10 protein-coding genes and 1 pseudogene are annotated in these 12,076 nt (G+C 38.9%); 1 reads left to right on the top strand and 10 read right to left on the bottom strand.

Translation table 11 applies throughout. The features are described from left to right. Window positions 1-11: 11 nt before the first annotated feature. The 10 genes and pseudogenes from LCM02_RS04480 to LCM02_RS04435 form a co-directional block, all read right to left on the bottom strand. Entirely contained in the window at window positions 12-569 is a 558-nt protein-coding gene (locus LCM02_RS04480; RefSeq protein WP_224927126.1) for a DUF1697 domain-containing protein, read from the bottom strand. A 9-nt stretch (window positions 570-578) separates the two neighbouring features. Continuing rightward, on the bottom strand, window positions 579-2,048 hold the full coding sequence (locus tag LCM02_RS04475; RefSeq protein WP_224927125.1) for an aminotransferase class V-fold PLP-dependent enzyme: 1,470 nt from the start codon (window positions 2,046-2,048) through the stop codon (window positions 579-581). Window positions 2,049-2,066: 18 nt separating this feature from the next. Next, on the bottom strand, window positions 2,067-3,458 hold the full coding sequence (gene glmM, locus LCM02_RS04470; protein WP_224927124.1) for a phosphoglucosamine mutase: 1,392 nt from the start codon (window positions 3,456-3,458) through the stop codon (window positions 2,067-2,069). A gap of 115 nt (window positions 3,459-3,573) precedes the next feature. After that, window positions 3,574-5,415 carry a 30S ribosomal protein S1 gene (gene rpsA, locus LCM02_RS04465; RefSeq protein WP_262902496.1) on the bottom strand — a complete coding sequence of 614 codons (1,842 nt, stop codon included), beginning with the start codon at window positions 5,413-5,415 and terminating at the stop codon, window positions 3,574-3,576. A 114-nt stretch (window positions 5,416-5,529) separates the two neighbouring features. After that, a pseudogene (locus LCM02_RS04460) lies at window positions 5,530-5,844 on the bottom strand (DUF2853 family protein); the annotation flags it as partial. A gap of 218 nt (window positions 5,845-6,062) precedes the next feature. Continuing rightward, on the bottom strand, window positions 6,063-7,016 hold the full coding sequence (locus LCM02_RS04455) for an AAA family ATPase (protein ID WP_224927123.1): 954 nt from the start codon (window positions 7,014-7,016) through the stop codon (window positions 6,063-6,065). Window positions 7,017-7,018: 2 nt separating this feature from the next. Next, window positions 7,019-8,365 carry a peptidylprolyl isomerase gene (locus LCM02_RS04450; RefSeq protein WP_224927122.1) on the bottom strand — a complete coding sequence of 449 codons (1,347 nt, stop codon included), beginning with the start codon at window positions 8,363-8,365 and terminating at the stop codon, window positions 7,019-7,021. A gap of 1 nt (window position 8,366) precedes the next feature. Beyond that, complete coding sequence (locus LCM02_RS04445) at window positions 8,367-9,200, bottom strand: hypothetical protein (RefSeq protein ID WP_224927121.1); 834 nt, start codon at window positions 9,198-9,200, stop codon at window positions 8,367-8,369. Then, complete coding sequence (locus tag LCM02_RS04440; RefSeq protein ID WP_224927120.1) at window positions 9,197-11,089, bottom strand: peptidylprolyl isomerase; 1,893 nt, start codon at window positions 11,087-11,089, stop codon at window positions 9,197-9,199. The genes LCM02_RS04445 and LCM02_RS04440 overlap by 4 nt, the downstream gene beginning before the upstream one ends. 82 nt (window positions 11,090-11,171) lie before the next feature. Further along, a complete protein-coding gene (locus LCM02_RS04435; protein WP_224927119.1) occupies window positions 11,172-11,453 on the bottom strand; it encodes a DUF493 family protein in 282 nt (93 codons plus the stop codon). A gap of 87 nt (window positions 11,454-11,540) precedes the next feature. Between LCM02_RS04435 and LCM02_RS04430 the strand changes: the two genes are divergently transcribed. Next, on the top strand, window positions 11,541-12,074 hold the full coding sequence (locus LCM02_RS04430) for an AAA family ATPase (protein WP_224927118.1): 534 nt from the start codon (window positions 11,541-11,543) through the stop codon (window positions 12,072-12,074). Window positions 12,075-12,076: the final 2 nt, after the last annotated feature.

The following is a 12,076-nucleotide window of genomic DNA, read 5'->3' as shown; positions in this document are numbered from 1 at the left end:
TCATTTGTCCTTTAATTGAGCAGATTACCCGCCATTAGATCAAGTTTTATCATTGTATTATGATTCCTTGCCGTGACCTTCAGTTTCAATTTATTTTCAAAAAAACCATGGGTCAGTTTCGACCTGCCATAGCCATTTTTATAGTGAACATAAATGATCTGTCCTGAACTGTTCAAAACCATTTCTTCATCAAATTCATAATTTGAAATCAAATGGTCAAAATCTTCGACAGGAATCTTTTCGAACAAATGTATATAGTATAATTTCTTGGTATCTATCAACGGCCTTTTTAAAAACGGGTTTTCTAAAACACCTTGATGAAATTCTTCCTGTGGTATAACCTTTACGGCCACCTGATAATTAAATTCATGATAAATCTCCTGTGAAATAGCCTTTGAAAGGATCCGGACATCCTCCTCGGGAGACCTAAAAACCAGGTTACCGCTTTGTACATAAGTCTGAAGATGTTCCAGGTTCAGATTAGAAAGGGAATATTTCAAATCGGCCATTTTCATTACATTCTTTCCCGACACGTTGATCCCTCTGAGTAATGCAATGTAAATATTCATGAGAATTTTCTATAAATCAAACCATTGTTTTACCAGCTCCTTTTCGCTGGGAGTAAAAGATTTGTGAATAAATTCATTGCTCTGGGCATCATAGATGTAGTCTCTGGACCATTCCTTAAAGTTCTCGGCAACTTCTTTGATGGCCATACAAATAAATCTTACTTCCTCATCCGTAGTTGTGGGATGTATGGACATTCTTATCCATCCCGGACGTTCGATCAGGCATCCCTGCTCCATTTTCTCCATGAGCTCATGAGACTGATTCTGGTCTACATGAAGAAGAAAATGTCCGTAGGTTCCTGCACATGAACATCCTCCCCTGGTCTGAACTCCAAAACGGTCATTCAGGAGCTTGACACCCAAATTATAATGAAGGTCATCAATAAAGAATGAAAATACACCAAGCCTGTCCCTGTGCTGCTCTGCCAAAAGGTTCAGGTTTTCTATGGGCAACAACTTGTCGAAAACTATATCGATGATCTCTTTTTCCCTGTCATGAATATTTTGAGTACCCATTTCTTCCTTAAGCTGAACGGCAAGAGCGATCTTTATGGTCTGCAAAAATCCCGGAGTACCTCCGTCTTCTCTTGTCTCAATATCATCAAGATACCTGTGCTCTCCCCACGGATTGGTCCAGTTCACGGTTCCTCCTCCCGGATTGTCGGGTATCATGTTCTTATAAAGTGATTTGTTAAAGATCAGCACGCCTGAAGTTCCCGGCCCTCCCAAGAACTTATGAGGTGAAAAAAATATGGCATCCAAAGAGGCTTCTTTGTCCTCCGGTCTCATGTTGATATTCACATATGGGGCTGAGCAGGCAAAATCCACGAAACAAACTCCTCCATGCCTGTGCATGATCTTGGCGATACGATGGTAATCGGGTTGAATCCCGGTAACGTTTGAACAAGCCGTTACCGAGGCGATCTTCATTTCTTTGTCTTTATACTGATCCAGGAGGCGGATCAAATCGTCATAGTCCACCAGTCCCTTTTCATCGCAATTAATGATCTCAACATCGGCAATGGTTTCCAGCCAGGAAGTCTGGTTGGAATGATGTTCCATATGCGTTATGAATACCACAGGCTTTTTTTCTTCAGGTATCGCATCGGAAAGCTCCCTTAAATTTTCGGATACCTTTAATCCCAAAATACGCTGAAATTTATTGATGACACCTGTCATTCCCGTCCCTTCTGCTATAAGGGCACAATCTTCCCCTGCATTTACATGTCTTTTAATGATTTGTCTTGCTTCGTGATAGGCCAGAGTCATTGCCGATCCCGAAAAAGTAGTTTCCGTATGTGTGTTAGCCACAAACGGGCCAAATTCATTCAGCATCTTCTCTTCTATGGGCCGATAAAGCCTTCCACTGGCCGTCCAGTCTGCATAGATCATCTTCTGCTCCCCATAAGGAGTTACGAAAGTTTCATCCAGTCCAATGATCTGTTGGCGAAACTTATCAAAATACTTCTCTAAACTCATCACCGTCTAAAATTTTGATTAAAGCCCGGCTATCACTTTGATTTCATCAATAAATCGCAATGCCAGCGCGTCAGCTTCCTTTTGAGAACCGCTCTCTGTGTAAATACGAATTATGGGCTCAGTATTCGACTTCCTCAAATGTACCCATTCTTTTTCAAAATCGATCTTTACCCCGTCAATGGTGCTGATATCCTCCTTAGAATATTTTTTACTCATTTCAGACAATATGGCATCCACGTCAATCTGAGGCGTTAATTCAATTTTGTTTTTGCTCATAAAATATGCAGGATAAGAATCCCGCAATTCTTTACACGATACTTTCGATTGTGCAAGATGGCTTAAAAACAAGGCAACTCCTACAAGTGAATCTCTGCCATAATGGGACTCCGGGTAAATAATTCCTCCATTACCTTCTCCGCCAATGACAACTTTATTTTTTTTCATGAGTTTCACCACATTCACCTCGCCTACAGCAGAAGCCTCATAGTTTCCGCCATGTTTCTCAGTAACATCCCGTAAAGCACGCGAAGAGGAAAGGTTTGAAACCGTATTTCCCCGCTGTTTTGACAACACATAATCTGCACAAGCAACCAGGGTATATTCTTCTCCAAACATACTTCCGTCTTCATTGACAATCGCCAATCTGTCGACGTCGGGGTCAACCACAATTCCCAGATCCGCTTTTTCCTCAACGACCCGTTTTGAAATTTCGGTAAGATGCTCCGGAAGTGGTTCCGGATTATGAGGAAAATGTCCGGTGGGTTCGCAATAGAGTTTGATGCATTCTACCCCTAAGGCTTCTAACAATTGAGGAATTGCCAATCCTCCTGTCGAATTTACCGCATCTACAACAACTTTAAACCCTGCCTTTCTAATTGCCTCAACATCAACAAGAGGCAATTTCAACACTTCATCAATATGCTTTTTAAAATAATTTTTTAGTTTGGTATATGTACCCAGCTCATCAACTTCAGCATAGTCAAAATCCTGTGAAGAAGCAAGTTCTAAAATAATCCCTCCTTCTTCAGCATCCAGAAATTCACCTTTTTCATTGAGCAGTTTAAGGGCGTTCCATTGCTTAGGATTGTGCGAGGCTGTTACTATGATTCCACCATCCGCTTTTTCCAGTGGGACAGCTACCTCTACGGTTGGGGTTGTGGACAATCCGAGATCAATAACATCGATTCCGAGACCAACCAGGGTATTAGAGACCAGGCTACTGATCATTTTGCCCGAAATCCTGGCATCCCTTCCTATCACAATTTTGCATTTTTTATCGGAAGGATTTCTTCTAAGGAGCCATACTCCATATGCAGAAGCAAATTTTACGGCATCTAACGGGGTTAAATTATCATCAACCTTTCCGCCGATAGTTCCCCGAATTCCGGAAATAGATTTTATTAAAGTCATCTGGTATTTTTTGAATGATACAAATATACTTTTTACCTAAAATCCGGCAATAAAAAAACCGTTCAAATTTTGCCTGGCAAAACAAGAACGGTTTATAAATTTAATGAGATTCTGATTATTTACCAGATTCCATTTTTTTCTTAAGATCAGCAAGTCCTGAAATATCTCCTAAAGTTGTTTTTTCAGCTTGTTCAGACTGCTTGTTAGCCGCCTTGATATTTCTTTCTTCCTGCGCTCTGAATATGGCAGAGTGAGAAACCACTAATCTTCTGTACTCTTTATTGAATTCCAACACTTTGAATTCAGCAGTATCTCCTTTTACCAGTTTAGATCTGTCTTCTTTTTCCATATGACGTCCAGGAACAAAAGCCTCAACTCCATCTTCAAAAGTAACAATGGCTCCTTTGTCATTAACTTCCTTGATGGTTCCGGTATGAACAGAATCAACTGTATAAGTCTCTTCGTGTTTATCCCATGGATTCTCGGTAGTTTGTTTATGACCAAGGTTTAGTTTACGTCCTTCAACATCCAGTTCAAGAACTTCAACATCAAGCTTGTCGCCAACTTTCACAAAGTCAGATGGGTGCTTGATCTTTTTGGTCCATGAAAGGTCAGAAATATAAACCAATCCATCAATTCCTTCTTCCAATTCAACGAACACTCCAAAATTCGTGTAATTTCTTACGGTTCCGGTGTGTTTAGAACCAACCGGGTATTTTGTTGTAATGTCCGTCCATGGGTCCGGTTGCAATTGCTTGATACCTAAAGACATCTTTCTTTCATCTCTGTCAAGGGTAAGAATAACAGCCTCAACAACGTCTCCTACCTTTACAAAATCCTGAGCCGATCTCAAGTGAGTTGACCAAGACATTTCAGAAACGTGAATCAATCCTTCAACACCTTCACTTACCTCGATAAATGCACCATAATCCGCGATGATGGCAACTTTACCTTTTACCTTGTCACCTACATTAAGGTTTTCATCCAATGCCTCCCATGGGTGCTTGCTCAATTGTTTCAATCCAAGTTGAATTCTGGTCTTCTCATCATCAAAGTCAAGAATCACAACATTCAGTTTTTGATCCAATTCAACAATTTCACTTGGGTGATTGATTCTGCTCCATGAAAGATCTGTGATATGTACCAATCCGTCAACACCTCCAAGGTCAACAAATACTCCATAAGAAGTGATGTTTTTCACAACACCTTCCAGTACCTGACCTTTTTCTAACTGACCGATGATCTCTTTTTTCTGCTCTGCAAGATCCGCTTCAATAAGAGCTTTGTGCGAAACAACGATATTTTTGAACTCGTGGTTGATCTTTACAACCTTGAACTCCATATTTTTGTCTACAAACTGGTCGTAATCTCTAATTGGTTTTACATCAATCTGAGAACCTGGCAAGAAAGCCTCAATTCCGAAAACATCGACGATCATACCACCTTTTGTTCTACACTTAACATAACCGGTAACTATTTCCTGAGTTTCGTGAGCTTTGTTTACTCTTTCCCATGCCTTGATTACTCTTGCTTTTCTGTGAGAAAGTACTAGCTGACCTGTGTTATCTTCTAACTTGTCAACTTTTACCTCAACGGTATCACCCACCTTCAGGTGAGGATTGTATCTGAATTCATTTAAAGAAATAACTCCTTCAGACTTTGAATTGATATCGATGATAGCCTCACGGTCTGTAAGTCTTACAACAACTCCGTCAATCACCTGACGCTCTTCAACAAACCCTACTGTATTTTCAAGGGCACTGTCAAATGCATCCAATTTTTTCTGATCAACAGCTTCAATTCCTTCTTCGTACTTCTGCCAGTCAAATTCCTCAAGGAATTTTCCAGCGTCTACTTTTGGTTCAGTTTGCTCAGCAACTGCTTCCGCTTTTTCTGCAACTGGTTTCGCTGTTTCCTCAACTTTTTCAACAGCTTTTTCTGCTACTTTTTCTTCCAACACTTCTTCTTTTTTTGGTTTTGCAACTTCTTTTTCTGCTTTTTCCGATTTTACCTCCTTCTCTTCTTTTGCCGGAGCCTCTTTAGCAGCTTCGTAAAAAGATTCTGAACCTGTTTCTTTCACTAACAAATAGTAAAAAAGCGCACGATATTTTTTCTTATTGCCTGATCCAAGTGTTTCAATTGCCTTTGCAATTGCACCGTCAAGCACCTCATCGTTTGCTTCAAGTCCCAGTTTCTTAATAAGGAAGTTCTTTTTTATGGTTTCAAGTTCATCTTTATTTGACGATGAAACCAGTTCTGCGTCCTCTTTGTAGATTGAAGGACCAAGTCCTTTGGTTACTAATTTAAAAAGATCCGCATCTAATTTTATACCCAGCTTTTCGGCAGCGCCAGTGTATAGTTCAATTTTTTCCTGTAGTTTCGACATAATGTCTTATACCTTGTATCTTATTGTTCTTCAGATTTTTAAACGATTAGAACGCAAAGAGAAATGAATACTTATTTTGCTTCACCTTTTGATAATCTGATTTTCGTTCAAAAGGCGTGCAAATATACAAACAAATAATTGTTTATACAAAGTACAATTACACATTATTTAATGAATAAGAAAATCGTATTGTAAAGGACTGTTTTCCAGCACTTAACCTAAAGTATCGCATTAATGATCTGGGTCTCGGAAATCCCTTCAGCCTCTGCTTTGTAATTTTTCACGATCCTGTGGTGCAGAATTCCATGTGCCACAGCCTGGACATCTGCAATGTCCGGGGAGTATTTACCGTGTATCGCGGCATAGGCCTTAGCGCCCAGTACAAGGTTTTGGGAAGCTCTGGGGCCTGCACCCCAATCAATATATGTTTTAACAATATCCGGAGCCTCATCTTTGTTAGGCCTGGTCCGGGATGCGACCCTTACGGCGTATTCTACCACATTATCTGCAATAGGAATTCTTCTGACCAGATGCTGATAATCTATAATGTCACTTTTAGAAAAAACGGGGTTGACTATAGCATTTTCATCGTTCGTCGTATTTTTCGCGACAAACACCTCTTCTTCAAAAGAAGGATAGTCCAGATAAATAGAGAACATAAATCTGTCCAGCTGCGCCTCGGGAAGCGGGTAGGTACCTTCCTGTTCAATTGGGTTTTGGGTGGCCAAAACAAAAAACGGCAAATCCAGATCAAAACGCTGGCCCGCCACGGTTACAGATTTTTCCTGCATGGCCTCTAGAAGAGCTGCCTGGGTTTTAGGTGGCGTCCTGTTGATTTCATCTGCCAGAATGATATTGGCAAATACCGGTCCTTTTACAAATTTAAAATGCCTGCTTTCATCAAGAATTTCACTTCCTAATATATCCGAAGGCATCAGGTCGGGTGTAAACTGTATTCTTTTAAAATCCAGTCCCAGTGCCTGTGCTACCGTATTGACCAAAAGGGTTTTTGCCAAACCCGGAACACCAATCAGTAAGGAGTGCCCTCCACATAAAACCGAAAGTAATACATGATTAACAGCATCATGTTGCCCCACAATCACCTTTCCTATTTCCTGCTTTAAAAGCGAGTAGCTCTGAACAAGCTTATCTATTTTGGCAACGTCAGACATGCTTATTGACTTTTACTCCAGTTACTTTTGAATTCGCACTTTGAATAAAAATCATTGATGTTCACATACGTATCCTGGATTTTTTCTTCGGACCACTTCTCAATAGATTCCGTTTTCTTTTTTTGAAGCGCCAAATCCATGATCTTCACATAATCCTGAACAAGATCCGCCGTATGGCTTTCTGTTCTGCTCTTCAATAAAAGTATTTTGTACATTTTTAACCCCTGACGAGTTTCATCCAAAAAAACATCACTGATTTCTCCTTCTTTTAATCCGCTTACTTTAGCATAAAGATCCGGATCCATTCTGGTGAGGTCAAAATGGGTATCACCAGATTCGGGGTTCATCAAAACCCCTCCGCTCAACCGGGTATCTTTATCCTGAGAATACTTTAAAACAGCTTCTTCAAACGGAATCTCCAGTTTTAAAATCTGTTGTCTGTACTTGATCAAAGAATCTCTTACACTTTCCGCAGCAGCTTCATCCGCTTTAGGCTGCATTAAAATATGATATACATCTCTTTGCTTTCCTTTAATTTTTTCACACAACATGATATGGTACCCAAAATCAGATTTAAAAGGCTGTGAAATCTCACCCTCTTCCAGGCTGAACGCGGTTTCTTTAAATTCCTTAACAAAAGGGCTGTTTCTTTCAATGGTATAAAAACCGCTGTTTTGAGTTACTCCCGGATCATCTGAATACAGGATCGCTTTCATTTTAAAATTACCTCCGTCTTCAACTTCTTTCTTTATCTCTTTTAACCTGGCAATGGTTTTCTCTACTTCTTCTTCTGTGGGTTCCACATTCAAAACAATCTGAGAAAGTTCTATTTCGGCTCCAATTTCCGGAAGGTTTCCTTCTTCCTCCAAACTGTTGTAATATCGTTTTACTTCCTCTGGAGTGATGTCGATATCAGCCGTTAACTGTTGTTGCATTTTCTGAATCAAAAGGCCTTCTTTTTCCACTCGGTAAAGTTCATCCTTTAAATCTTTAAGATTATCAAAACCATAAAGCTCAAGCATTTTTTCCTGAGAACCCAGCTGCTGGCTAAAATAATCTGTTTTACGCTGCACCTGCTGCTGGATTTCACCTTCATTGACAACGATACTATCGATTACCGCATGATGGGCCAGCAATTTTCTGTTCATGATCTGCTCCAGCATTTCACAATCAGAAATCTCGATCTGTCCCCCGCTTTGCTGAATCAACTCCTGTTTAAAAGCATCAATCTCTGAATCCAGCACAATATTATCACCAACAACCGTTGCTACACCGTCAATCTTTACCTTTTCCTGAGCCAAGACCTGAAAACAGGAAATCAATAAGGCAATCATTATAAATCTTTTCATCTTAATACGCTTCAAATTGTTTTTTGTTGATCGCGTCAACCATTAATGTTTTTTCAATCTCATTCATCAGCTCCAACTTCCTTTTATGCAGTATCATTTGCCGGATCGTTGGAAGGACATAATTCTTGGGAGCAATATCGTTGCGCTTTCGTATGTCCCTAACAGCCAGCAAATATACTCCTAATGAATCTTCTTTTTGAATAAATTGATCCTTTTTTATTTTTTTTTCGTCCCGAAGAAAATATAATTTATTTTCCACATCTTTAAAGCTTACCCAAATACTATCATTAAAAGAAAATGAATTGAATTCCAGCTCTCTGTCGATCAGGGTTTGCAGATCTTCGCTATCTTCTGACTTAAAAAGTCTTATTACTTCCTTCTTGTCATTGAGATCATTACTAAAGTAAATATATTTTAATTGGATTAGTTCTTCGTTTAATCGGTAAACATTTTTATTGGATTCGTAGTATTCATCCATATCCTCTTCAGTGATGACCGTATCGAGTTCCTGTTGTAAAAGTGCTTTTTTGTATTTATCGATTAGAAGTTCTTTTTCATAATTTTTTACCAGATTTTCTATCTCCCCGTTGTCATCTGCTACATTGATACGAGCCTTATCCAAAAGCAATTCTTTAGTGGCCCACATTTTAATGTAATTATTTCTAAACAGCAAACTGTCTTCTTCTGAAAGTCCCTGGGGCATAGCTTCGGCCAATTCCTGCTTTGACAGGAATTTTTCTCCCACTCGGGCAACTGCATCCACTTCCGGATCTGCTTTTCCGCAAGCCGATAATAAAACAAGCAACATCAGATATAGAATTTTACCGTTTTTCATGATTTGGAAAATCTATTTTTAAGTTCCTTATAATTTTTGTGGTTGACCTTAACCTGATATTTTTGATGTAAAGCCTTAACCCAATTATCCTCCAGATACTTTTGATAATCATTCATCACCTCTCCCCGGGTTTCACTTAGTGTCTTCCATTGTGGCCCAAACAGATGATCTACCCTGATAATTGTAAAATTATCCTTATTCTCTTCATACACCTTTGAAACTCCTTCCTTGAGAACATATCCCTTGGGCAATTTAGAACTCCCCTCTTCCAGTTTACCTTCACTAAATAAAACATGGATGGTAGCTCCTTCATTTACTTTATCCTTGATGGAAGCCGTTGACTCTCCCTGCATCAAAAGACTCCTGACAAGTTCTGCCTTTTCTAAACGCGTGCAACTCGCCATCACCAGACTACCTCTTTTCTTCCAGGTATATTTTGACCTGTTCGACTCAAAAAACGTTTGAAGCCCTGCTGAATCCGTTTCGGATTTCTTCCAGATTTCTCTTTGCAGCAATTCAAAAAGCAGCAAACCGTCCTTGTATTCCTGATAGGTCAAGGCAAATTCTTTGTTGGTAACATTCAGGTTTTCCTTATAGTAATTGATCACCATTTTATTACAAAAATCATCATAGATTTCCTCCATGCCTTTTTGTTTAATATCTTTTCCATAAAGGTAAAAAGATCTGCCGGTAAAATACTTTTCTTCAATACGAAGTAACGTGTCCTCGCTTTGTTCAAATCCTTCAATAGAATTGTGTTTTTGAAGTTTACTCTTAAAGGTGACATAATTGTAATCCTTCACAATTCGTTCAGCAAGGGACCGTTCTACATAAGAAGATCTGCTTCCATTCTTGACTTTAGACTCAAGTTTCGGATAAAGCTCTTCATAATCGGGAATCGGATACTTTTTCAACAGCTTCAAAATATGCCAGCCATATTGGGTTTCAAAAGGTTCTGAAAAATCACCTTCGGCCTGCAAGCTAAAAGCAACTTCTTCAAACGACTTTATCATTCTACCTGTTCCAAATTTTGGCAAAACCCCACCTTTTCTTGCAGATCCTAAATCATCGGACTGTTCCCTGGCCATTGAGGCAAAATCATCACCTCTTTCCAATTTCATATAGATTTGATCTATCTGATCTTTTGGGTCCCTTAAAACGGTACTGTCTTTTTTGATCATGATATGCGCTACCTGCACCTCTCCCGGTGATTCTCTTTTATCATTGATCTTTAAAATATGGTATCCAAATCGTGTTCTAAAAGGCTCAGAAACATCTCCTTTTTCGGTTGTATAAGCTGCATTTTCAAAGGAGTATACCATTGAAAATGCACTGAAATAACCCAAATTTCCATTATTTGTTTTGACGGATGGATCTTCTGAATAAATGCGTGCTATACTGTCAAAAGAGGCACCATTCAGTATTTTTGCTCTTGCTTCCGTAATTTTTAAAAAGGCTTTTAAAGTGTCGGCAGGAATTGCATCCGGTTCTAAACGGACCAATATATGGCTCGCATTTACTTCCTGAAGAGTCCTTTCATAAGCCTCCCGGATGAGTTCTTCAGTGGCCTCAGGGTTTTGTAAATAAGGCTGAACAAGCTGCTCTCTGTATTTGGCCAATTCTTCTCTGTATGAAGATATGGTATCCAGAGAAAGTTCTCTTGCCTGCTTTAATTTTAGCTTAAAATCTACAAAAAGATTGAAATAATCCTCGAAGTCCTTTTGATCATCATCAACAACAATGTCTTTATTTTTCTCATAGACTCGAATGAACTCAGCATTATAAACATCCTCTCCATCAACAGAAAAAAGTATTTTTTTCTCATCCTGCGCCATAACCGGGTTCAACGCAAATAAAAGAATGATGATCACTAACTTGTTAAATCTCATTTTTAATGGATTCCTCTTACTTTTTGAGTAGAATAAAACGGTCAAAAATATTTTATATTTTTTAAATGGATTGTTAAAAATATCACAAAGATATTACGCCCTCAACCTTTGAAACTTCCTGATATTTAATAATTACATCTTCTGCGCTTTCCATTTTTACCAAGATAGTTAAGCTGGTATATTTCCCTGTCTTTGAAGGTTTTGAATTGATAACGGCCCCTAAATTATCAAAAATTCCTTCAATTTGTTTAAACTTTTTATCCTCGCTGGGAATAATAAATTTATACATGTATTTGGTTGGGAACTCAGTTGTCTCCGTCAGGCTTTTTCTCAGCTTTTCATAAAAATCAGACTCTTTGCTCATCTTTGACAATATTGAATTTTAAGTGTCCAAATTTACAACTATTATTTTCTTAATTTTGGAATTCACTAAAAGAAAAATGCTCATTTTTTGAAACAGCTGAAAATTGTAATAACAGGTGGACCCGGTACAGGAAAATCATCGGTCATCGATCGGCTTGCCACTTTGAAGTTTACCTGTATGCCGGAAATATCACGAACAGTAACCAGGGCAGCTCAAAAGGAAGGTATTGAGCAGTTATTTTTGAATGAGCCGTTGCTTTTTAGTCAAAAACTGCTCGAAGGAAGAATACGTCAATACAGAGAGGCTGAACAATCAGGTAGTGAAAAGGTATTTTTTGATCGCGGCATTCCGGACATCCATGGCTATATGGATTATTCAGGTACTGCTTATCCTGGCGTTTTCAAGTCCAGAAGCAGGGAATTCAGGTATAATTTTGTTTTTATGATGCCTCCCTGGAGAGAAATTTACCAAACGGATAATGAACGATATGAAACCTTTGAACAATCCTTATTGATTTATGATCACTTAAGGGCCTGTTATTCGGACATGGACTACAAGGTGATCGTTGTACCGGAAGGCAATATTGATCAAAGAGTGGATTTCATATTAAACGAGCTTTAAAT

The sequence above is a fragment of the Lutimonas saemankumensis genome, from assembly GCF_020171465.1.
Classification (GTDB): Bacteria; Bacteroidota; Bacteroidia; order Flavobacteriales; family Flavobacteriaceae; genus Lutimonas; species Lutimonas saemankumensis.
The sequence above is the reverse complement of the archived record's forward strand: the minus strand, read 5'-3'. Positions and strand labels throughout refer to the sequence as shown.